The organism is Pseudarthrobacter phenanthrenivorans Sphe3 (assembly GCF_000189535.1).
Taxonomy (GTDB): Bacteria; Actinomycetota; Actinomycetes; order Actinomycetales; family Micrococcaceae; genus Arthrobacter; species Arthrobacter phenanthrenivorans.
This window is the reverse complement of the sequence record NC_015145.1, coordinates 720,725-742,568: the sequence shown is the minus strand read 5'-3', so window position 1 is coordinate 742,568 and position 21,844 is coordinate 720,725. Positions and strand designations below refer to the sequence as shown.

General features: G+C 66.1%; 20 protein-coding genes, 1 tRNA gene and 1 riboswitch. Of the genes, 10 read left to right on the top strand and 11 right to left on the bottom strand.

The genetic code is table 11. The annotated features are described in order from the left end of the window. The first annotated feature begins 52 nt into the window (after positions 1-52). The 4 genes from ASPHE3_RS03545 to ASPHE3_RS03530 are packed head-to-tail and all read left to right on the top strand — an operon-like array spanning position 53 to position 4,168. Positions 53-769, top strand: coding sequence for an ABC transporter ATP-binding protein (locus ASPHE3_RS03545; RefSeq protein ID WP_013599867.1), 717 nt, complete (start codon positions 53-55; stop codon positions 767-769). After that, positions 766-2,802, top strand: coding sequence for a YhgE/Pip domain-containing protein (locus ASPHE3_RS03540; protein ID WP_013599866.1), 2,037 nt, complete (start codon positions 766-768; stop codon positions 2,800-2,802). The genes ASPHE3_RS03545 and ASPHE3_RS03540 overlap by 4 nt, the downstream gene beginning before the upstream one ends. Then, on the top strand, positions 2,799-3,476 hold the full coding sequence (locus tag ASPHE3_RS03535; RefSeq protein WP_013599865.1) for a TetR/AcrR family transcriptional regulator: 678 nt from the start codon (positions 2,799-2,801) through the stop codon (positions 3,474-3,476). The genes ASPHE3_RS03540 and ASPHE3_RS03535 overlap by 4 nt, the downstream gene beginning before the upstream one ends. Before the next feature lie 8 nt (positions 3,477-3,484). Continuing rightward, positions 3,485-4,168 carry a hypothetical protein gene (locus ASPHE3_RS03530; RefSeq protein ID WP_013599864.1) on the top strand — a complete coding sequence of 228 codons (684 nt, stop codon included), beginning with the start codon at positions 3,485-3,487 and terminating at the stop codon, positions 4,166-4,168. Positions 4,169-4,244: 76 nt separating this feature from the next. Here the strand turns inward: ASPHE3_RS03530 and ASPHE3_RS03525 are convergent, their stop codons facing one another. Further along, positions 4,245-4,772: a SixA phosphatase family protein gene (locus ASPHE3_RS03525; protein WP_041651956.1), complete on the bottom strand. Its 528-nt coding sequence runs from the start codon at positions 4,770-4,772 to the stop codon at positions 4,245-4,247. A 77-nt stretch (positions 4,773-4,849) separates the two neighbouring features. Further along, on the bottom strand, positions 4,850-5,716 hold the full coding sequence (locus tag ASPHE3_RS03520) for a winged helix-turn-helix domain-containing protein (protein WP_013599862.1): 867 nt from the start codon (positions 5,714-5,716) through the stop codon (positions 4,850-4,852). A 665-nt stretch (positions 5,717-6,381) separates the two neighbouring features. Between ASPHE3_RS03520 and ASPHE3_RS03515 the strand changes: the two genes are divergently transcribed. The 4 genes from ASPHE3_RS03515 to ASPHE3_RS03500 all read left to right on the top strand — a co-directional run bounded on the left by ASPHE3_RS03515 (position 6,382) and on the right by ASPHE3_RS03500 (position 10,211). After that, positions 6,382-7,122 (top strand): response regulator transcription factor, encoded by a 741-nt coding sequence (locus ASPHE3_RS03515; protein ID WP_013599861.1) that lies wholly within the window; start codon positions 6,382-6,384, stop codon positions 7,120-7,122. Between the two features lie 5 nt (positions 7,123-7,127). Next, positions 7,128-8,651 carry a sensor histidine kinase gene (locus ASPHE3_RS03510; RefSeq protein ID WP_013599860.1) on the top strand — a complete coding sequence of 508 codons (1,524 nt, stop codon included), beginning with the start codon at positions 7,128-7,130 and terminating at the stop codon, positions 8,649-8,651. Between the two features lie 144 nt (positions 8,652-8,795). Next, positions 8,796-8,957, top strand: a riboswitch (cyclic di-AMP (ydaO/yuaA leader). 5 nt (positions 8,958-8,962) lie between these two features. After that, positions 8,963-9,664: an aggregation-promoting factor C-terminal-like domain-containing protein gene (locus tag ASPHE3_RS22215; RefSeq protein ID WP_013599859.1), complete on the top strand. Its 702-nt coding sequence runs from the start codon at positions 8,963-8,965 to the stop codon at positions 9,662-9,664. A 100-nt stretch (positions 9,665-9,764) separates the two neighbouring features. Further along, the gene (locus ASPHE3_RS03500; protein WP_013599858.1) at positions 9,765-10,211 is read left to right on the top strand and encodes a YdeI/OmpD-associated family protein; all 447 of its coding nucleotides are present in this window, start codon (positions 9,765-9,767) and stop codon (positions 10,209-10,211) included. A 102-nt stretch (positions 10,212-10,313) separates the two neighbouring features. On the opposite strand, the gene ASPHE3_RS03495 is transcribed toward ASPHE3_RS03500, so the two are convergent. The 3 genes from ASPHE3_RS03495 to ASPHE3_RS03485 are packed head-to-tail and all read right to left on the bottom strand — an operon-like array spanning position 10,314 to position 12,188. After that, complete coding sequence (locus tag ASPHE3_RS03495) at positions 10,314-10,688, bottom strand: glyoxalase superfamily protein (protein WP_013599857.1); 375 nt, start codon at positions 10,686-10,688, stop codon at positions 10,314-10,316. Positions 10,689-10,733: 45 nt separating this feature from the next. Next, positions 10,734-11,369 (bottom strand): uracil phosphoribosyltransferase, encoded by a 636-nt coding sequence (gene upp, locus ASPHE3_RS03490; RefSeq protein ID WP_013599856.1) that lies wholly within the window; start codon positions 11,367-11,369, stop codon positions 10,734-10,736. Positions 11,370-11,381: 12 nt separating this feature from the next. Further along, positions 11,382-12,188 carry a phosphatase PAP2 family protein gene (locus ASPHE3_RS03485; RefSeq protein WP_041651954.1) on the bottom strand — a complete coding sequence of 269 codons (807 nt, stop codon included), beginning with the start codon at positions 12,186-12,188 and terminating at the stop codon, positions 11,382-11,384. Positions 12,189-12,248: 60 nt separating this feature from the next. Here ASPHE3_RS03485 and ASPHE3_RS03480 point away from each other — a divergent pair, with 60 nt between their 5' ends. Continuing rightward, positions 12,249-12,752 carry a nucleoside deaminase gene (locus ASPHE3_RS03480; RefSeq protein WP_041651952.1) on the top strand — a complete coding sequence of 168 codons (504 nt, stop codon included), beginning with the start codon at positions 12,249-12,251 and terminating at the stop codon, positions 12,750-12,752. Positions 12,753-12,811: 59 nt separating this feature from the next. Here ASPHE3_RS03480 and ASPHE3_RS03475 read toward each other — a convergent pair whose 3' ends face one another. From ASPHE3_RS03475 to ASPHE3_RS03455, 5 genes are all read right to left on the bottom strand, one after another. Continuing rightward, complete coding sequence (locus ASPHE3_RS03475; RefSeq protein ID WP_013599853.1) at positions 12,812-13,165, bottom strand: hypothetical protein; 354 nt, start codon at positions 13,163-13,165, stop codon at positions 12,812-12,814. Positions 13,166-13,246: 81 nt separating this feature from the next. Beyond that, on the bottom strand, positions 13,247-14,446 hold the full coding sequence (locus tag ASPHE3_RS21180; protein ID WP_013599852.1) for a glycosyltransferase family 4 protein: 1,200 nt from the start codon (positions 14,444-14,446) through the stop codon (positions 13,247-13,249). 4 nt (positions 14,447-14,450) lie between these two features. Continuing rightward, a complete protein-coding gene (locus tag ASPHE3_RS03465) occupies positions 14,451-14,864 on the bottom strand; it encodes a 6-pyruvoyl trahydropterin synthase family protein (RefSeq protein ID WP_013599851.1) in 414 nt (137 codons plus the stop codon). A 6-nt stretch (positions 14,865-14,870) separates the two neighbouring features. Continuing rightward, positions 14,871-15,899, bottom strand: coding sequence for a zinc-dependent alcohol dehydrogenase (locus ASPHE3_RS03460; RefSeq protein WP_013599850.1), 1,029 nt, complete (start codon positions 15,897-15,899; stop codon positions 14,871-14,873). Between the two features lie 175 nt (positions 15,900-16,074). Continuing rightward, on the bottom strand, positions 16,075-17,784 hold the full coding sequence (locus tag ASPHE3_RS03455; protein WP_013599849.1) for an HNH endonuclease signature motif containing protein: 1,710 nt from the start codon (positions 17,782-17,784) through the stop codon (positions 16,075-16,077). 162 nt (positions 17,785-17,946) lie between these two features. On the opposite strand from ASPHE3_RS03455, the gene ASPHE3_RS03450 reads away from it, so the two are divergent. After that, a tRNA-Ser gene (locus tag ASPHE3_RS03450) sits at positions 17,947-18,036 on the top strand. Between the two features lie 85 nt (positions 18,037-18,121). Here the strand turns inward: ASPHE3_RS03450 and ASPHE3_RS03445 are convergent. After that, the gene (locus tag ASPHE3_RS03445) at positions 18,122-21,784 is read right to left on the bottom strand and encodes a GH32 C-terminal domain-containing protein (RefSeq protein WP_013599848.1); all 3,663 of its coding nucleotides are present in this window, start codon (positions 21,782-21,784) and stop codon (positions 18,122-18,124) included. Between the last annotated feature and the right edge of the window lie 60 nt (positions 21,785-21,844).

Below are 21,844 nucleotides of genomic sequence, written 5' to 3'. Positions count from 1 at the left end.
ACTGGTCAGTTTAGTTAGGCTGGGAGCAGACGCATTCCGCGAAAGGCAACCCTTGCTCTCAGCACACCGGCTCTCAGCAAAGGGCCGCAGGGATCCCCTGCTGCCCCCGACGTCGCTCACCCTCCAGCGAGGCAACCTGCTGCTGGTTTCCGGCGGACGGCAGGACCACCGCACCGCCCTTGCCCTCATTCTCAGCGGCAGGATGAAACCAACCGGTGGCCACGTCAGCTGGGACGGCAGTGAGCGGATCAAGCCCCGCCGCCTGGCCAGCGCCCTGGTTGACTCCCCTGGCGTCAACGAGCCCGAACAGCACCTCAGTGTGCGGGACCTTGTCACCGAGGACCTGGCCCTGGTCCCCCGGCGTTACCGGGGTGCGCTGCTGAGCAGCCCATGGCTGAAGGTGAACAGCTTTGAGGACATCGCAGGGCTGTGGACGGAGCAGCTGGAACCTGCCCGGCGCCTTGAACTGCTGACGGCACTTGCGCTGGCCAATCCGCGCACGGACCTGCTGGTGGTCGACTCCCCCGACCGGCACAGCGCCGACGAGGAGGACTGGCTGCCGCGCCTGCAGCAGTTGGCGTTCGACGGCGGGCGGCCGCTCGCCGTCGTAGCCGTTGTAGGTGCCCTCCCGCCGTCGTGGACAGGACCCGCCGCTGCCATCGGCAACGAGGCAGTCCAGGAACCCGCCGGCGTCGACGGCCAGGGGCTGGCCGTCGACGAGCCGGAGGCAGCGAAACCCGCCCACCGTGAACCCGAGGTTGCAAAGTGACAGTACTGCGGCTGGCCCGCTCCGAACTCAAGCGGATGACCGGAGGGCTGTTGCCCAGGCTGACCATCGTTGCGTTGGCAATGGTTCCGCTTCTATACGGCGCGGTGTACCTGTACGCCAACTGGGACCCCTACGGCAACCTCGACCATCTCGACGCGGCGCTGGTGGTTGAGGACACCGGCGCCGTCTCCGGCGACGGCACACGCCTTGAGGCAGGCGCGAAAGTGGCGGACAGCCTGCTGGAAGGCAATGTGTTCCACTGGATTCCGGTAGCCACCGCGGAAGAGGCGGACAACGGCGTCAGCAGCGGAGAGTACGCCTTCGCCCTGAAGATCCCGGCGGACTTCTCAGCCAACCTGGCCTCCCCGGGCAGTTTCGATTCCGCCAGGCAGGCGATGCTCAACGTCACCACCAACGATGCCAACAACTACCTGCTGAGCACTATCGTGGACAAGCTCACCACCGCCGTCCACAGCAGGGTGGCCACCGAGGTCGGCGAGGAAACGGCCAACCAGCTCCTCACGGGCTTCGGCACCATCCACTCCCGCATGGTGCAGGCCGCCGACGGCGCCGGGCAGGTAGCCGACGGCGTGGCGCGCCTTCGCGACGGTACTGCCACCCTCCGCGAGGGAACCGCCGGCCTCAGCAACGGGGCAGGCGAGCTCTACCAGGGGCAGGTGAAGCTGCGCGACGGCGCCAACCAGCTGACCGACGGCGCCGGGCAGCTCAGCAGCGGCCTTTCGGTCCTGAAGGACAAGACGGCAACGCTGCCCACCGACACCCAGACGCTTGCCAACGGGGCGGCCCGGGTGGCGGCCGGAAATGCGCAGCTGAACACCAAAGTGCAGGAGGCCGCCGCCCAGCTTGAGGCCGCAGACCAGGGGCTCCGGGCACGCGTCGCGGACACGAATGCCAGGCTTGTGGCGGCTGGCGTCCTGACGCAGGAGCAGGCCGACGCGATCCTGGCCGATTTCGACGCAACGGCCGGTTCCAGCCCGGTTGCGGCAGCGCGGACGAAAATCCAGGCGGACGCCGCCCAGATCCAGCAACTGGCTGACGGAGCCGCATCCGTCAGCACCGGCGCAGCGCAACTCGCCGCCGGCACCCCGGCGTTGCGGGACGCCGTGTCACAGGCATCCTCCGGAGCTGACCAGCTGCACACCGGCGCTGCAGCGCTGGCTACCGGAGAGCAGTCCGCGCTTGACGGTGCCCGCCGCCTGGCGGACGGCGCCCGCACGCTGGATGACGGAGCGGCCCAACTGTCGGCCGGCGCGGGTACGGCCGCGGACGGCTCGCGCACCCTCGCGGACGAACTCGGCAAGGGTGCCGGGCAGGTTCCCAATCCGGATGACTCGCAAAAGGACAACCTGTCCCGGGTCATGGCCGACCCCGTCGCGGTCAGCAACATCTCGCAGGCGAAGGCGGAATCGTACGGGGCAGGACTGGCGCCGTTCTTCCTCACGCTGGCCCTGTGGATCGGCATCTTCATGCTGGTCCAGGTGATGCGGCCCATCACGCAACGGGCCTTGGCCTCAAACGCCCCTGCCTGGAAGATCGCACTGGGCGGCTGGCTTCCCTTCCTGGCCGTCTCAGCGGTGCAGGCCACCCTCCTGACCCTGGTGGTGAACCTTGCCCTGGGGCTCGATCCCGCCCATCCGGTGCTGATGTGGCTCTTCATGCTCGCCGCAGCCACGGCCTTCAGTGCCATCATCCAAGGCGTGGTGGCACTGCTGGGGTCCCCCGGAAAGCTTGTGGTGCTCATCCTGCTGGTTCTGCAGCTGGTGTCGTCGGGCGGCACGTTCCCCTGGCAGACCACTCCGGAACCGCTCCACGTGGCGCACGGTGTCCTGCCGATGGGGTACGTGGTGGCCGGAATGAGGCACCTGGTCTACGGGGCGGACCTGTCCATGATTGGCCCCACCGTTGCAGGGCTGGCGGGCTACACGCTGCTGGGCGCGGCCCTGTCCACCCTCGCCGTGCACAGGAACAAATACTGGACCTTGAAGACGTTGAAGCCGGAGATCGCGGTATGAGCGGCGACCTGGCCGGACCACGGAAGAACCTCCGTCCCGCCCGGACCTCGGCCACCCGCCAGAGGCTCTTCGATGCCTCAATGGAACTCATTGGCGAGCGCGGTGCAGCCGGAGTGACGGTGGACGAGATTGCCGCCGCGGCAGGGGTCTCCAAGGGAACCGTCTATTACAACTTCGGCAGCAAGTCCGAGCTGATTGCCCAGTTGCTGCGGCACGGCGTGGACATCCTGAAGGCCCGCCTGCTGGAAGCGTCAACGCGGGAAACCGGGCACGCCGCAGGCGCTGCCGGTCCCGGCCCGGCAGAGGATCCGCTGCTGGCCATGGAGGCAATGATCGGCCAGGCGCTGGACTTCATGTCCGACTACCCGTCCTTCGCCAGACTGTGGGTCAGCGAGAACTGGCGCACCCCGAGTGAGTGGCAGGGCACGTTCGCTGTCCTCCGGGGTGAACTGCTGGCGGTCATCGCGGCGGCCGTCGAGAAGGTTGCGGAGACCTATCCCGTGGACCCATCTGTTTCCCGGGGCAGCCTGGAAACGGCGATTTTCGGCGCCTGCTTCGTGGTGGGCCTGGACCGCCAGACGTACCACCCCGAGCGGACGCGTGACCAAAGCGTTGCAGCAATTATGGCCATCATGCGCGGCTACGTGCGCCAGCAGCCCTCTGCTCAGGAATGATGGAACCCATGGGGAAAAGCGGAAGGTTTGCGGTCACCGCCGGCATTGTTGCTGCCGGGCTGCTGGTGCTGACCGGGATGACGCTCGCGGAACCGGTATTCGTGGCGTTCCTCGGCGTGCTGTTGCTGGCCTGCCTGGCCTGCCTCATGGAAATCCTGAACCGCGGACGCCGTGCCGCGCTCCTGGCTGCCGGAGCGGGAACCAGCCTTACCCTCGGGTTTTCACTCGCCTTTGTCAGCACGTGGGAACTTGCCTTTGCCGGCGAGTCGTCCTTCATTGGCACCCCGCTCCCCACGGGCGATCCTGACAACTACTTTTTCGGCGCTGCTGCGGCGGGTCTGGGCACCTTGTCCGTCCTCTTCCTCGGTGCTGCCTGGCCGCACGGGCGGCGGCTGCGGCCACGTGCGGGGCCTTCCACCGTTACAAGGCGTACGACGGCGGCACGCAGGCCCGCTGCCCCCGGAGCAGGCCGAGGCAGGGCGCCCCAGCGGGCAACGCACCAGCAGGCGCCAAGCCAGCGCACCCAGGCGAAGAAACCTTCAGGTGACGGGAAGGGCGGCGTCCGCACCCCCGCACGCGTACCTTCCGCGGCTGCCCGCCGGCCGTCGTCGTCCGCTTCACAGGCAAGGACAGCGGCACAGGCCAAACAAGCGGCACAGAAGCCCGGCAGCAGGTCCACTCCCCGGCGCTAAACCCGGCGGCTGGTGCTGCGCAGGTGCAGCGCCTCCGTGCGCAGTGGGTCGTGTGCACTGGCCGGGGTGAACCGGTCTAGTGCGAGCGGGGCACCTTGAATTTGGTGATGCGTGCGTCCTGGCCATCCAGCTCCGCCCAGGATTTCTCGGTTTCAAGAACAGTGAGGGCGTTGGTGGGGTACCGTGTGGCGGCGTCCATGTAGGCGTCGTGGTCGGAGTCACGTGAGGCAAGGTGCATGGCAAGGTCCTGCACGCCGGGCAGATGCGAAATCACCATCAGCGTGGTGACCGTGTCCGGGACATGGTTGATCACGGTGAGCATCCTGAGGGCGGAAGCGGCATACAGCCCGTCTTCAAGCTTGGGCGTGGGCGCCTTTTCGCCCAGCTCGGAACACACCCACGTGCACGTCTGCCTGGTCCGCAGGGCGCTGGAGCAGAGGATGAAATCCGGCACGATGTTGTGCTTGAGCAGCCAGCGGCCGGCCAGCGGCGCTTCCCGGTGGCCGCGTTCCTCCAGGGGGCGCTCATGGTCAGCCACCCCGCCCGGCCAGTCGGCCTTGGCATGCCGCATGATCACAAGCCGTCGAAGATGGTGCTCACTCATGCCCCAAGCCTAGTTCCCCTGCGTAAGCCCGAGGAGGCACGTGCTCCGGGAGCGAGGCTGACCGGCGGGCGTGGGACCTAGATCGAGTATTCCGGAGCGGCCCAGACAACAACTTCGGGGTGCTCGTAGAACCGGTAGCCCTGGCCACGGACCGTGCGGACGGTGTTGGCGAGGCGGCCAAGCTTGGAGCGGAGACGGCGGATGTGGACGTCGATGGTGCGCTCGTTGGGCACTTCTTCGGCGTTGCGCCACAGACCTTCGAGGAGTTCGTCGCGGCCCACGGTGCGGGTGCCGTTTTCCACGAGGTAGTTGAGGAGTTCGAACTCCTTGAACGTCAGGTTGAGCGACTCGCCGTCCAGGTGGACTTCGCGGCGGGCAAGGTCGATCAGGACGCCGGACGGGCGCGGCTCCTGGGCCTGCTGAGGGCGCGCAGCTTCCGTGCGCTGGCGGGTGTTGACTGTGGGGTCGCCGAAGGTGGAACGGACGACGTCGAGCGCGGAACCAGGGGTGCCGGCGGGGGCTACGGCAACGGCCGCGTAGCTTTCCGCGCCGGATACCAGGGACTGGGCGTAGGCGCGGATTTCCTGGGCCAGCTTGGCGATGGAGGTCCCCGCAGCAGCTGCTGTTTCCTCATCGATGCCCATGTAGAGCACGAATCCCCGGGCCACATTGTCGGCGGCTACGGGACGGACGGCATTCGGTCCGGCCACGACGGGGGTGGGTGCGGTCATCGGGGCTGCGTCGGCGGGCTGGACTGCCCGGAGCTGGCCGTACGAATTGGGGTTGAATCCCTGCGGCGCGTAGCCCTGGGAGGGGAAGCTGCTTCCGGACGTAGAAGGAGACAGTGCGGGGCGGGGTCCGAAGCCGGGGCGGAGACCGGAGGGCTGGGCCCCCTTGGCGGCGTTACGGACAGAAATGTGGACGTATCCGGATGCAACTGACATGAATGCTTACCTCAATGTGAATGGCCGTCATCACGGCCCGAATGCTGGGTTTCCCCGCAATGCGAACTGGGGAGGGGCGCCCGACGCTGGGCTGGGGGCGAATGCCTAGAGAACTTCGAAGGGTGGGAAGGTCAGGCGTGCATTCGACAACAGCGCATGTCGGCAGCAGCGGATGTGCTGGGCCAATATTCTGCGGCTGCAGGTGCTGTTGAGTTCTTGTTCACATTGGAAGTGTGCAGCGTAACAATGGCAACTTGCAAGTAACAATGGACGCAAACGTCCGCATTGTGAGACTAAAACGGCTAACGTGGCGCAAATCACGATTCTGGAAGCCCCGCGAAAATAACAAGTGTTATCCCCCGCGGTGCCCTTTTTAAGGCCTCCTGCAGAATTTTATTCGCCAGAACGTTCCCGTTTCATCGAAGTGTTCAGTGAGATCCCCCGTAGCGGAATCGCATCCCCACCCTTCCCGCCATGTCCAGCCGCCCCCGGTTGTGGACGATAATTTTTTCCCGCGCGCCGCCAAGGCGGGAGCAGAGGCGGCCTTAAAAGGGAGGATGAAACCCGGCGGGGTGCTTCGCCGTCCAGCTGGCAAGTACGGGATTCACAGCTCGGGCACAGGCTTGCCACAGCTTCGCCCCAACCGACGGCCGGAGAGTTGTTCCATGGCAAGACCGCAGCCCATAACCAACAACCTCCCAAGCCTCACGCACCCGGACGGCTCTCCCATCAGGGCCCTGGTGGTTGATGACGAACCGAGCCTCTCCGAGCTCATGAGCATGGGATTGCGGATGGCTGGTTGGTCTGTGGCTGTAGCGGCCGACGGCCCTGAAGCTGTGAAGATGGCCAAGGACTTCCGGCCGGACGTGCTGGTCCTGGACGTGATGATTCCAGGGTTCGACGGCGTGGAGGTCCTCGGCAGGATCCGCGCATTTGCACCTGAATTTCCTGCGCTGTTCCTGACTGCGAAGGATGCGGTCCAGGACCGGATTGTGGGGCTTGCCGCCGGCGGGGACGACTACGTCACCAAGCCGTTCAGCATGGAGGAAGTCCTGCTGCGGCTGCACCGCCTGGTCCAGCGCTCCGGCGTTGCCGCCATGGACACTGCCGAGCTTGTGGTGGGAGACCTTGTTCTCAACCTCGACACCAGGGAGGTGGCGCGGGCCGGCGAGGCGCTCCAGCTGACTGCCACCCAGTTCGAGCTGCTCCGCTACCTCATGGAAAACCCCAAGCGAGTCATCAGCAAGGCCCAGATCCTGGACCGGGTCTGGAACTACGACTTCGGGGGCCAGGCCAATATCGTTGAGCTTTACATCTCCTACCTGCGCAAGAAGGTGGATGCCGTCCATCCGCCCATGATCCACACGGTGCGGGGCGCCGGGTACGTGATCAAGCCGGCGGAGTAGCGGCAGTGGCGTCCCCGCAAAGCGCGGAACCCCCACGCAGGGAACCGGAACGCCGCAGCTGGCTTAGGCCAGGCACCTGGCACCTGCGGACCAGGCTCATCCTCCTGGCCATGGCGCTGCTGATTGCCATCTGCGGCGCGGTGGGCGTGGCAAGTTATGCCTCGATGGATGCGTTTCTTACCCGCCAGCTGGATGAGCAGTTGAGCCAGGCGGCGGCCCGTTCCGATGATCCCGGCCGTCCGCCCTCCGGCGGCTTCAATGGAAGGGACCCGCTGGATGCACGCGGCCAGAGCGTGGGGACGCTGAACGCCAGGATCCTCGACGGCCAGGTCAGCAGCGGCGGGTTCCTGACCTCCAACACCACACGCTCCCCCTTGTCCACGGAGGACAAGCAGGTCCTGTTGGCTCTGGCCACCGACGCCCGCCCCGTCGACCGGACGCTGTCCAACGGAGACTACCGGCTCGTCGCAGTCAGGACCGGTTTCGACGACGTCCTGGTGACCGGCCTGCCCCTCGCGGTCAAGCAGGGCACCCTGGCTTCCCTCGTCTGGACCTTTGTCATTGTCTCGCTGGGCGGCCTGCTGCTGATCGGGCTGGTGGGAACGGTCCTGATCCGGCGCACCATGAAACCCCTTGAGCAGCTCTCGGAGGTTGCCACCCGAGTGTCGCAGCTGCCGCTGGATGCCGGCGAGGTGGCACTTGCCGTACGCGTGCCGCCGTCGAACTCCAATCCCGGAACTGAGGTCGGCAGCGTAGGGCATGCCCTGAACCTCATGCTGGACAACGTGGCAAACGCACTCCAGGCGCGGCAGAAAAGCGAAACCAAGGTGCGGCAGTTCGTGGCGGATGCCTCCCATGAGTTGCGCACGCCGCTGACGGCAATCCGGGGCTACACGGAACTGATGCGGATGACGGAAACTTTCACTCCGGACGGGGAGAAGTCGCTTGCGCGGGTGCAAAGCCAGTCCGAACGGATGACCGCCCTGGTGGAAGACCTCCTGCTGCTGGCACGGCTGGACGAGGGCCAGCCGCTGAAACTGGGCGAGGTGGACCTGACTCAGTTGGTGGCGGAAGCGGTCAGCGACGAGAAGGTCATGGCGCCGGGGCATACATGGCGGCTGGAACTCCCCGAGGAACCAGTGGTGGTCTATGGCGATCCGTCACAGTTGCGCCAGGTGCTGATGAACCTCCTGTCGAACGCGCGCAAGCACACTCCTGCGGGAACGACGGTGGTCACCGGGGTGGGAAAGCCGTTTGAGGGAACCGCCGTGGTGACGGTAACGGACGACGGCGTAGGGATTCCTCCGGAGTTCGTGGACCAGGTTTTCGCGCGGTTTGCCCGCGCAGACGCGGCGCGGACGGGCGCCGGGGGGAACGGTTCAGCTGCCGCCGAGGGGACGAGCGGGCTGGGCTTGTCCATTGTGGAATCCATTGTGGAAGCGCACGGCGGGCGGGTAACGGTTACGTCACAACCGGGACGCACCCGGTTCACCCTCCAACTGCCGCTGCCACCCGGCCAGTCCTGGTAAGGTCACGGCCAGTCTTCTTAGAGACGCAAGGCGGCTCGCCGTCGTCGTGATCCCTGTTACCAAAATGTGACTTAAGCCCTGCACTCCTGTACCGTCGATTGGGTGCGGTTCCCGATCGGGGGCGCATATCCGGATGACGCCAAGCTCTGCCGCTTCCCGGATTCCGCTTGAGCAAAGGCAGAGGCGGGGGACCCAACCGTCCCGGGCATTGACTGCCCTTGGGGTTAAGCCAGCACGTGATCTTTCCGTGTGGCCGGATGCCCTCATCCGAACCCGACAGCTAACTCCGCAGGTGTGAGAGGCGATCCATCATGTCCAAGTTCCTTATGAAAGCACGCCCGAAACCGGGCACTGAAACCGGCGCTCCGCGTGCAACAGGCAAAATTCCGTCCTTCGGCCAGCGCGCCGCAGTCGTTGCGGCATCCTGCGCACTCCTGGTTGGAGTGGGGGCAGCCGGCCAGGCGACGGACACCAGCAACCGTGTGTCAGCCAGCCAGGACCAGGCCGCCGAGGTCCAGTCGAAGCTGAGCATTGAGCAAAGCGAAATCCAGGCGAACCCGGCGCCGTCCCCCGAGCCGATCAACGTTGTCCCCCAGGCCGCCGAACCGGCTCCTGCCCCGGCAGCCGAGCCTGCTCCCGCGCCGGCACCGGAACCCGCACCTGCTCCGGCTCCCGCTCCCGAGCCCGCGCCCGTCGTCGCGGTTAACGATCCGGCTGGAGCGCAGGCCTACGCCGCAGGCCAGCTGGCAAGCTACGGCTGGGCACCGGACCAGATGCAGTGCCTGCAGACCTTGTGGACCAAGGAATCGGACTGGACCACGACGGCAACCAACCCGAGCAGCGGCGCCTACGGCATCGTCCAGTCCCTGCCTGCCGAGAAGATGGCCAGTGCCGGTGCGGACTACCTCACCAACTACCGGACCCAGATCAACTGGGGCCTGAACTACATCCAGGAGCGCTACCAGTCGCCGTGTGGGGCACTGAACTTCCACTACGCCAACAACTGGTACTAAACGGAACGGCCGCCGGGTCCCCGGGTTTAGCCGGGAGCCCGGCGGCTGTTGCCGTTGATCCACCCGTTGAACTGCTGCCGGGCCCGGGTTACTTTGAACCATGAAATTCACCACCACCATTCAGGGAAACGGCGGCACCACCACCGGCATCGTAGTGCCGGGCCACGTGGTTGAAGCCCTGGGTGCCGGCAGGCGGCCGCCGGTGGTGGTCACCATCCACGGCAAGAGCTACCGGAGCAGCATTGCCGTGATGGGCGGGCAGAACCTGATCTCGCTCAGCGCCCACAACCGGGAATTCACCGGGGTTTCAGCCGGCGAGACAGTGGATGTCGAGGTGGAACTGGATACGCAGCCGCGGATTGTTGAAGTCCCGGATGATCTTGCGGCGGCGATGGCCGCCGAACCTGTGGCCCAGCAGTTCTATGCCACGCTCAGCTACAGTGCCCAGCGCCGCTATGTGGAGCCCTTAGGCGAGGCGAAGACACCGGAAACGCGGGCAAGGCGGATCGCCAAGGTGGTTGCGGATCTCAAAGCCGGAAAGAAATGAGTGCCCGGCCTTCATCGCCGCTAACCTCAACCGGAACCCCCGTCAGCGCCTGTCCCCATTGTGCCTCATGGGACGGTATCAGTACGCGGGATTGGCGGGGCGTCAGCCCTCGCGGCCCGGGATGTACTGCACGGACCAGCGGTTCCCGTCTGGATCGGCAAAGTACACGAAGTGCCCCCAGTCCTGCACGTCGATGTCGCTGACTTCAACGCCGTTGCCCTTCAGGTGGCTGTGGGCGGCCTGGATGTCGCTGACCACCAACTGGAGGTTCGACCCCGTGCCGGGAGGCGCATCCGTGAGGCCCTCCCCGATGCAGATGGAGCAGGCCGAGCCTGGAGGCGTCAATTGAACGAACCTGATGGAATCCGTGGGGCGCTCGTCAAAATCCGGGTTGAATCCCACCTTATTGACGTAGAAGTCCTTGGCGCGGTCCACATCTGACACGGGGACGTACACGAGTTCGAGTTTCCAGTCCATCCGCACAGGCTAGCCTTCCGGTTTTGAACAGGAAAGGCTTGAGTCTTAGCCGGCGATGCCGTAAAGCCGGTCGCCGGCGTCGCCAAGTCCCGGAACGATGTAGGACTTCTCGTTGAGCTTCTCGTCGATGGACGCCAGGACGATGGTCACGTTGGCCCCGGAGAGCTCTTCCTCCAGCTTGGCGAGCCCCTCTGGCGCGGCCAGCAGGCAGATGCAGGTTACGTCGGACGCGCCGCGCTTGAACAGGAATTTGATGGCTTCGCGGAGGGTTCCGCCGGTGGCCAGCATCGGGTCCAGGACGAAGATCTGCCGGTCCGTCAGATCCTCCGGGAGCCGCTCGGCGTACGTGATGATGTCCAGGGTTTCCTCGTCCCGCGCCATTCCCAGAAAGCCCACTTCGGCGGTGGGGACAAGCTTGGTCATGCCCTCCAGCATGCCCAGGCCGGCGCGGAGGATGGGCACCACCAGCGGGGTGGGCTTGGTGAAAGCTGTGCCCACGGTGGTGCTGACGGGCGTTTCGATGGTGACGGGTTCGGTGCGGACTTCGCGCGTGGCCTCGTAGGCAAGGAGTGTCACCAACTCCTCCGTCAGCTGCCGGAAAACCGGAGACGGGGTGTTTTTGTCCCTCAGGACGGTGAGTTTATGGGCGACCAGCGGGTGGTCCACAACGAGAGTGCGCATGGGTCAAAACTATCACCCGGCGTTATCCCTCCCGCGGTCAGTGTGCCGCCCGTCATGGTGCACGGCGTCAGCCACCACGTCCCGGACCACGGGATGCTCAAACGTAGGTGCGGGGCCGGCGTGCTCCCTCTTCCGGGTCAGGTGGAAGAGCCGGTGTGCGAGGATCACCATGCCCACCCAGGCAAGGCCCAGGAGCCACCCGGCCATTACGTCCGTCAGCCAGTGGTGGCCCAGAAAAACCCGGCTCAAGCCCATGGCGATGATGAAGATGGCACCGGCAGTGATGGCGGTGATCCTGGCCCAGAGCATCTGGAACTGCAGGCACATGATGTATACAAGGACGCCGATGACCACGGTGGTGTTCAGCGTGTGCCCGCTGGGAAACGATGGCGAGCTTTCGTACGGAGGGACGGCTTCGGAGTGGTCCGGGCGGGTCCGGCCCACGAGCCGTTTGCCGAGGGTGGTGGCAGTGGTGGACACCAGTGCTGCACCGCCCACGAGGATGATGGGCCGCCATGTCCTGCTCAGGAAGGTGAGCCAGGCGGTGAGGACGCTGGCAAGGATTGGCATCCCGATGCCTCCGCCCACGTTGGTGAAGCCCGTGACAAAGGCGTCCGTCTCCGGGTTCCGCAGCGTCTGGAAATATTCCAAGGTGGGGATATCAAGGCTCGCCAGGCCTTCCTCGTCCACCACGTCGGAGTACACCTCGGTGCCCAGCACGGCCATGGTGACTACCAGCGCTCCGCCGATGATCATGGTCAGCCACAGGGCGGCATAGGGTTTGATCCACTTGTCCATGCGGTCTCGGACGGTGCTCATTCTGCCTCCCGGCGGTGTGCGTCACGGGCTCTGGGTATCCTTCGAAACTATCATTGAGCCATGGTCTCCGCTGAAAAACACGACACGTGGATGGGTCTCGCCCTCGCGGAAGCCCGCCGTGCCCTCGCCACGGAGGACGTGCCCATCGGCGCTGTGGTGATAGGGCCCGACGGCGCCGTGCTGGGTTCCGGGCGCAACCAGCGCGAGGAGCTGGGCGACCCCACCGCCCACGCCGAGGTGGTTGCCATCCGGGAGGCGGCGGAGCGGTTGCGCCAGCTTTCGCTGAACGGGGGCGGCCGCGGAGACGGCTGGCGGTTGTCCGACTGCACGCTGATAGTGACACTCGAACCCTGTGCCATGTGCGCCGGCGCGATTGTCCTGGCCCGCATTCCCCGGGTTGTGTTCGGCGCCTGGGACGAGAAGGCCGGGGCTGCCGGTTCAGTGTTCGACGTGCTCCGCGAGCGCCGGCTGAACCACTGGGTGGAGGTTTACCCGGGCGTCCGGGAAGCGGAGTGCGCCGCTTTGCTGCGCGAGTTCTTTGCCGGGCATCGAACGCGGCTCTGAGCCGCCGGCCAGCGCTGGGCATTGAGCCAGCGGCTGGGCATTCAGCCAGCGGCTGGCATTCAGGCGGCCAGCGCGTCACCGAAGAGGTGTTCGGCGAGCGTGGTCAGATGCTCCGGAACATCCGCTTCATCCCAATGCTTTCCCCGGCCAAGGAAAACAGCCGTCCCACGGGGGACAATCTGCTCCTCCACGCCGCACTCGCGCATCAGCTGGGCGGCCCGGAGGTTGAGGGGGAAGTTCCCGCCTTGGGCCTCGGCATTCAAGTAGACATGCCAGTCTCCCCGAATGAGGGCCTCAACAGCCCCGCCCACCAGGTCCTCCAGGGCTCCAGGTTCCGCTTCGAGACGCTGCAGACGGATCGGCTCGATGCTCTCGGCCGGGATGATCAGTGCTGTGTGATTGTTCGTGTTCACGGTGCTCTTCTTCTCCACTCACATTAACAGTCGGCGCTGACCGGATGTTCCCTGCTCAGGAGCGGTTCAGGGCCTGCGTGATCAGGTGGAGGGGCCCGCGGACATGGCCTCCAGCACCTTGGCCGCTGTCCGGTCCCAGCCCGGCAGCCTGCCCCTTGCCTCCCGGGCCCGGGCCTGCCATGCAGCCCTGAGGCCGGCATCCTCAAGCCACTGCCGCAGCACTCCGGCCAGCACGGCGGGATTTTCAGGATCGTCATCGGCAGGAAAGGCAACTGCTGCTCCCGGTAGCCCGCCGTCGTCGTCGGACTCCTTTCGCGCGGCCTGTTCCGCGAGTGGGCCCCGCTCCCCTGGTGCGACCTGCTCCCCTGGTGCGCCTTGCTCTGCCGGCGCGCCGAGCCGAAGGGCCTCGACGGCGCCGGTCCCGGCGCGCACCACCACGGGAATCCCGCGGGCCAGCGATTCGGTGACCACCATGCCGAAAGCCTCGGCGCGCGATACCAGCAGGCTGAGGTCAGCCCGCCCCCAGGCCCTTTCCAGCGGCTCGCCCGTCAGCTCCCCCTCGAGCCGGATGCGATGGCCCAGCCCGAGGTCCTGCACAGCAGCACGGACTTTCGTGGCGTAGCCCTCATCTGCCTCGTCTGACCCCACGAAGGATGCAGTCCAGTCGAGGTCCTGGAGCCGGGCCAGTGCGGAAATTGTCAGCAGCTGGTCCTTGTTGGGCAGGAGTGCGGCCACCACCAGGAAGTGCGGCGGAACGGAACCCTTCGCCAGGGGCGCCGGGTCTGTGCCGGGAAGCGCCACCGCGAGGCCGTGGAGTCTGTGGCGTCCTTCAAGGACCTTGCTGGCCCAAGTGCTGGTACAGATGACGCCGGTAGCGGCACGCAGGGAGCGCGCCTCAAGCTCGTGGCGGGCGGGCGCAGGCATATGGACCAGCACCCAGGTTTCCCGCCCGGCCTTGGCGGCGAACTCGAGTTCATCCGGAGCGCCCATGGCGATCAGCCCATCCACGAGGGCCACGTCGTTCCGCGCCGCGCTCCGGATGGAGTTCCGGGCAGCGCTTTGGGCCTCGTTCTGGACCTCGGCGTGCGGTTCCCATGCGCCAAGGAGAGTGCCCAAACGGCGCCGTGCATGGGCGCTGGCGTAGGGCCAGGATCCGTCCACCTGAACCACCTCGACCTCGATGCCGTTGGCCTTCAGGCCTCGGACCAGCCGGGCGTTGTAGACGTTGCCGCCGGAGTGGTGCTGGATGTTGCCGGGGACCAGCAGGCGGATGCGCTGCATGGGATCAGGACGCCGGAAGGTCCACCGCCGGGAGGTCCAGCGAGAAGGTGGCCCAGGCGTCGGGGTTCTCGCGCAAGGTGACGTCGATGCCCGCCAGCTGCGCGCCGTCGTCGTCATCCTTCAGCTTTTCCGCCACGGACCGGGCAATGTAGTGCGCCAGCGCCTCGGTGGTGGTGAGCTTGCCCTCGAAATCGGGATGCTCGTCCAGGTTCCGGTAGTTCAGTCCGGCCAGCACCTCCTCGATGATGGTGCCGGCTGCGCCGATGTCCAGCACAATGGCGTCGTCATTGAGCGTCCGACGGCGGAAGGCCACTTCCGCAACGAACGTCGCCCCGTGCAGGGCCTGGGCTGGCCCGAAGGCCTCCCGCGGGAGGCTGTGGGCAATCATGAAATGGCGGCGGACGGTCAGGCTGAACATGATGAGTTACCTCTGGTCTTCTTGGGTGGGATTCCGGGATTCGTCGCACGGGTACTCGATGACGTGGCAGAGGGCGTCAAGCCGGCCGTGGGCGAGGTCCTGAACCACCCCGGGCAACTCGGCGAACGGCGAGACACCAGTCAGGAAGACGTCAAACACCGGGTCCTTCAGCAGGGAAACGGCGAGATTTAGGCGATCTGCAGTGGTCCTGCGGTGGCGGCGGGCACGAGCCACCACTCCCACTTGGCTGGCGCGGATGGACAGCCGGCGGGCGTGAAAGTCCTCCCCCAGCGGCAGCGTCACCTCGCGGTTGGCGTACCAGGACATTTCGATGACGTCTCCCTCGTCCCCGACGAGCTGCAGGCTTCGCTCCAAGCCCTCCTGCGAGGCGGAGCAATGGAAAACGATGTCACAGTCGGCGAGGGCGTCGTCAGGATGGGCGAAGTCGACACCGAGGGTATCCGCCAGCTGCTTCCGGCTGGGGTCCAGGTCCACCAGTTGCAGGCGGTCCAGTGGAAAGGTCCTCAGCAGGGTGGCCACCATGCCGCCAACCAAGCCTGCACCCACAACCGCAATACGGTCTCCCAGCCGCGGGCCGGCCTCCCACAGTGCATTGACCGCCGTTTCCACCGTTCCGGTGAGCACTGCCCTGCGCGAAGGGACCTCGGCCGGGATCTTTGTGAGGTCAGTGACCGGCACCACGTAGCGGTCCTGGTGGGGATTCAGGCAGAAGACGCGTTGCCCGGTCCATTCTTCCGGTCCCTGTTCGACCACTCCCACAGACAGGTACCCGAACTTCACAGGTCCTGGGAACTCCCCCTCCTGATGAGGGGCCCGCATTGCGTCAGCCACCCGGGGCGGGACAGCTCCGGCGTGCACCACCATCTCCGTGCCTTTGCTGATACCGGAGTACAGGGAGCGGACCAAGGCTTCGTTGGGGCCGGGGGAAGGGACTTCCTCGTGCCGGAGTTCGCCCTGTCCCTGTGCGGTGGTCCAGTAGGCGGTTGCGTGTTTGGGACTGGATTGATTAGTCATCTTGCTGATGAATCTAGCCTTCCGGACGGGAAGGACGAAAGTTTGGCGCGCTGCACGACTGATGGCTGCTGCATGCCGGGCAGGGAAACAGCATGTAGATGCGCCGCGGGGCTGCAAAGCGCGCTGAGCCGGCGGGGACTGCTTTCCACGATAAGCCGCGGGAGCTTGCACGATCCTAAAGTGACGCGCTGGCATCGCAGGCCATGGCCCACCAGACGTCCTCGGGAAGCGGGTCTTTGGGCAGCTGGTAGGCAGGCAGGAACCAGTCAGAAAAGGTGTCCTCCGGAAGTCCCGTGTTGGGAGACTCGGGGTGAGGTGGGTCCTGTGCCAATTTCGCTAATCCAGAGGGGTCGTCAGGCACCTCCAGCGCCGCGGATGGGATAGCCGGCGGCCAGTGGGGTGGTTCCCAGTCCTGGTGTTCGCTCTTGTAATGGTGCCCGGACGGTGAGGTCCAGCCGGGTGGTTCGTTTTTGGTGGCGGGGGTGGGTTTCCAGCCGCTGGTGTGCCGGAGTTTGTGGTGTTTCGGGCAGGGTTGTCCCAGGTTGGAGATGCCGGTGGCACCGCCTTTATGCCAGGCGAGAATATGGTCTGCTTCGTTGTCCAGGGAGTGGTTGCTGCAGCCGGGGAAGGGGCATTTGCCGTCCCTCAGCCGGAGCCAGTTCCGCATCGCCTTGGTCACCCGGTAGCTGGTCCGGCCGATCTCCAGCGGCGCACCATCACGAGGATCAATGAGCACCCGGTGGAAGGAACCGGCACCGTTTGCGACCAGGTCACGGGCCATCGACGGCGGGATCGGGCCGTACCCGTCCAGCGTGGCGGGCTCGTCGGTCAGTCCCATCAGCGAGAACACCGGCACGGTGACCAGGACCTGCGCCCGGATCGACGACGAAGAGGTGGTATCTGTTCCTGCGCCTCCCCCGTCGGCACCAGCTCCCCCGTCGGCACTAGCTGCCCTGTCGCCGTGGCCGTTACCCGCCCCGTTGCCGGCGTCGTTGCCTGCATGGAGGCTGGAACTGTCACCACTCCCGCGACTGATGCCGCCGTTGGTGCCGCTGGTGAGGAGGCTTTGGGTGTAGGTGTCGGCCCGGCGTTGGGACAGGGTGCGGTCCTCCCCGGGCCCTTGCATTCCCCGGGCGAGGGCGGTGAGCCGGTTCCAGATGGCCGATGCTTTGTCCGCGGGCAGGCACGCGGCGATCCAGGCCATCCCGTCAGTGTCCTTCCAGTACTCGACCCGCCGGTCCGCTGCACCCTTGGCGTGGCGGACCTCGAGCGATTCGGGGTGGTGGCGTTCCCGCCAGGTCCTGGCCTTGGCCTTGAACCGGTACGCGGGCATTTCCCCGAGGGTGGCACCCGTGGTCCGGTCTGGGGCGTCGGGGTCCAGGAAATGGTCCTCCAAGGCCGCCGCCGCGGCCGGGTCAAGGCCGAGGGTCTGGTCCACCATGGTCCGGGCATGCGCCCACGAAATGGTCCCGGCCTGCAGGGCGGCAAGGGTCCGGGGCCGGGACGTGGCCAGGGCATGGGACTCGGCCAGCAGGGCACCGGCGGCGCGGTCGCCGATGACCAGCGCACACCCGACCTCGGCCACAAGGCTCCGGTCCTGCGCCGTTGCCTCCTGGGGTGAACGTGGCAGACCGTTCAGGGCCTGCGTGGCCGCGGCGAACACCTCCACCGCCTGCGCCTTCAACGCCGCCAGCTTCGCCTCCGACCGGGCCACCCCGGCCAAAACCTCCAAAGCCCCATCAGCAACCCGCTGCAACGGATCATCAAAGCCCGCGCCGGCAGCACAGGAACCAGCAGTACCGCCGCCAGCGAGCACCGCCGCAAAAGCAGCCACCGAAGCGTCAACCGCCGCCTCAGCCTCCGCAACTGCCACCTTCATTTCCATAAAGCCATTCTCATGGGAGGGTCTGACATTTAAGGGGCCCGGTGCACTGCGGCAAAAAGAACTTTTGAGAATCTTTTCAGGCCCTTTCGGCGGGGCGTGGGAGCCCCTCCGACCAATCCCGTTTTGGGGTTGGCCCCCTCACTCCGGTACCCTATTGAGGTTGGTGACGTGTCCGAGCGGCCGAAGGTGCAACACTCGAAATGTTGTTTGGTGTAAAAGCCAACGTGGGTTCAAATCCCACCGTCACCGCCAACTGAAAGGCCTCGCTTCCCTAACCAGGGAAGCGAGGCCTTTTGTTTTTGCCCCGGACAAAGCAGCGAAAGGCAGCACGTGCCCGCTACGGCAGCGGCGTCACCACCACGTCCTGGTATGCGGCGCGCCCGTCGAACACGTTTACTCCCACCCTGCCAGAGGACAGAGACGAGTCGGTCGCTTCGATGAGTTGTGTCCCGTCCAGGGCTACGGTGATCCTGTTTCCGCCAACGGACGCATCGAGGGCGTAGCCTACTCCGTGGCTTAGAGCAGCAGGAACACTTGCCACCACGGTAAAGGCGCCATCTACGAGTTTGAAAACCCTCACCACCCGCAGGTTTGGGTCCAGGTTCACGTAGTACGCACTGGATCCGTCTGGAGTGGACCTCAGCAGCACCGAGCCGGCCCCGCCGTATCCCTTCTCGGGCATGAGGTCCCGGTTTAGAAGCTCCCCGCCAAAAGCCCCAGTGCCGAATCGCACCGTCGCCTGCACCCGGACATTGCTGTAGGAGGAGGCGCTCAGGGCGGTTGAATCCTTGTCGAAAGTGCCCGCCAGGCCCGCGCCGGTGTTCTCCCATCTGCCGCCGGGAACCACGGAAAACTGGCCGAGGTTATGGCGGGCAGTGCCGCCAGCGGCCGGGAGGACGTCCGACGGCGGCGCTCCGGTCAGGCGCGCAGTGTCGCTGAGCTGGTGTACTTTGACGGACACCAGCCGTGCGTTCCCTCCGTCCGCGGCAAAAGACAGTCCCGTGGCGGACGGATCGGGGTAGATCAGCGAGGTGACTGCGGATGTCCCGTCACCGCCGAAGACCTCAACCGACGATGCATCCACGAGGATCCTGACTTTCACCCGGCGCTCCGACCCCACAAGCTTTGAAGGCCAGGGTGCGGTGGAATTATCGGCCTCCGAGCCGGCGAAGTAGCGGGTGAAGTCCTCCCGCCCGGCACTGCCGCGGTCCACCGTGAGGGCGGCAGCACCGGCGTCGTACTTCACCACTGTCTCCTGCCCGCCCATAGGGCCGTTCCCCTTCCGCAGCCCGAAGGTAAAGGACGAGGCCCCGCCTGACGTGGGGATTCCCACCTCGGCCTCAAGTTCAAAGGATCGCCCCGAAACCCCGGCCAGCGCATTGGCGGAGGCCGGCGTCACGGTCAGGTTGGAGTCCTGCCAAGTGGAACTCCGCAGGGACTCTGCCTCCATGACGGGAGCCTGTGTCAGGCGGAACCCTGCGCCGGGAACATCGACGAGCTTGATTTCGCGGGGAATACTGAGCTGGCCGTTCCACCGGCCCGTAGGCGGGCTGAAGGCGTAATCCCAGTTGCTCATCCACCCGATCATGATCCGCCGGTTGTCCGGGGCTCCGAAAAAGCTCATGGCAGCGTAGTAGTCGCGTCCATGGTCTGCCTGCAGCACCTGGGCCGGGCCAGTGTCAGCGCTGAAGGTCGTCCCGTTCCAGGTTCCCGTCACGTACTGCGCCGCCGATCCGTTGGTTGAGCGCACCGCACCGGTACTCCACCAAAGCACCCACCGCTTTGCCCCCGGTTTTCCCTCAACAGGGAGCTCGAAGAAGTCCGGGCATTCCCACACCCCGCCCCGGACCCACTCCCCATAGCCGAAGGAACTGGCGAAGTCCCAGTGGATGAGGTCTGGTGACGTAAAGAAACGGATATGGTCCCCGGCTGCCACCACCATCACCCATTTGTTGGTGCCTCCGTCCCACACGACCTTCGGATCGCGGAAGTCCCAGCCGCCGCCGGGGCCGCCCGGGTTCTCCACCACCGGCGCCGCCTGGACGGTCCGCCAGGTGCGGCCCTTGTCCGTGCTGTAGGCAGCGTGGATGGACTGATTGCCGTTCACGGCATCGTGGTTGAAGCTCGTGTAATAGGCAATGAGTCCTGAGCCGCCGCCAAAGAGTCCGCTGGCATCCGTGGCATCAACCACGGCTGAACCGGACCACGACTCCCCCACCGCCGTGTGGGGCAAGGCGATGGGCAGCTGCTTCCAGTGCAACAGGTCAGTGCTGACCGCGTGTGCCCACCGTCCGCGGTCCTGGTGGAAGAGGTGGTACTCGCCGTCGAAAAAGACCAGGCCGTTGGGATCAGAGCTGTTGCCCGAGTTCTGGCTGTAGTGGTAGCCCGGCTGGTAGAGCCCGTTCATGTACTGGTCCACGCTGTCCGCCCGGACGTTTTGGAACCACGCGGTTCCTGTCGCCAGCAATGCCACACCGGACCCGGCCGCCGCGGGAACTGCGCCATTTAGCACGGGCGTGCCATTTATCAGCACAGCAGCCTCAGCACCCCGGGCAGTGAACTGGACGCGGTTGGCCTGTCCTGCCTTGAAGCTTGTGTCGGGCAGCGCTCCGGACAGCAGAAGTTCGGCGCCCGCCCTGTCATAGAGAGCCGCCGAACCTCCGCCCGGGTCGATCCGTAATTCGAGACCGCCCGCGCCGTCGGCACCGCTGCGGACCACCACCGACGCGGTGGCCGGTGAGGTGACTGTCAGGTCCAAGGAGGCAACGACGTCGGACGCCGCCTCCGGGATGAACCGCGCCGCGGTGCCGGCGGCCGCAAAGGCACGAAGGCCCTTGGGGTCCGGCTCCCAGGAGCCGGAGGCGGTGCGCCAACCCTGCAGGGCGCCCTCAAGCCCGCGCAGCGTCATGCTTTGGAACACCACGGTCCCGTTGTATGCGCCAAGACCCACGTGCCCGGAGCCGGACGCCGAATCCGTTGCCGTGATGGCCGGCATGGCGCCATTGGGGTCCAGGAAGTCTGTCTGCCAGTACGCGGCCAACCGGCTGCCGATGGCTGTAACGCGCAGCCGATAGACCTTGCCCACGGCAATAGCTGTGGCATGCGTGCCCAGGGTGGCGTTATCGGCCACCCTGTAAAGGCGCAGCCGGCCCGCGTTGGGGTCCACCTCCACCGCATGCCCGGCCGTTCCGGAGGCGTTGGTCCGGAAAAGAACGGTTCCGACGCCGTACGGGGACGTCACCTGGATGTCGGTGGAAAAATCCACGTCCGTGGGCGATTGTCCGGTTGCGATGGCACGGATATTGGTGTCCTGGGGCGCTGCACCGCGGAAGCCGGTGGCCGTCGCCGACCAACCGCCTCCGTTTACCTCCCACCCGTCCACGTTCGCGTCGATCGTCCGGACGCCGGGGGCCCCGAACGCCACGGTTCCGTTGAACGCGTGCAGGCCCACCCGGCCGGACTGGTAGCGGTGGTCGGCAGCGTCAATCCTCCTGACGCTGTCAACGGCCACATGGATCCTCGCCCCGTCGAGGTGGACATCCACCGTGTAGGTCCGGCCGGTGTCCAAAGGCACGGCCACCGGGGCCACAATGTCCTGGCCGGTGGCGAGGTCGAACAACCTCACCCGGTCCAGGTTGGGGTCGATCGTGGCCGCGTATCCAGCCGCGGCGTCCGGTGTTGCCCGGAAGATGAGCGCCCCCACACCGTAGGGGCTTCCGGCGTCGACCTTAATGCCGGCCGTGTACCGGGCGGTCCCGGCCACCATCTGCTCGCTGGTTGCGGCCGCGTTCTGCCCGGAAGGCGCGACGGCGATGTAGCCGCCGTCGGCTGTCCGGCTCCAGCTGCCGCTTGTACCGGTGACGTCCGGGATGGGACTGGTGGTGCTGCCGAGCGTGACGGGCGCCGGCTCGAGGGCCACGGCAGTCTCCGTGGCGCCCGTTCCAGCAAAGCCGACACCAAGGGCTGCGGCCGTGAGGCCGGCAACTAGTCTTCTGTGCATTCAGATCGCCTTTGATCTCGTGAGAGAGCGTTCCCCGAAAAGCCCCGTTAAGTGGAGGAG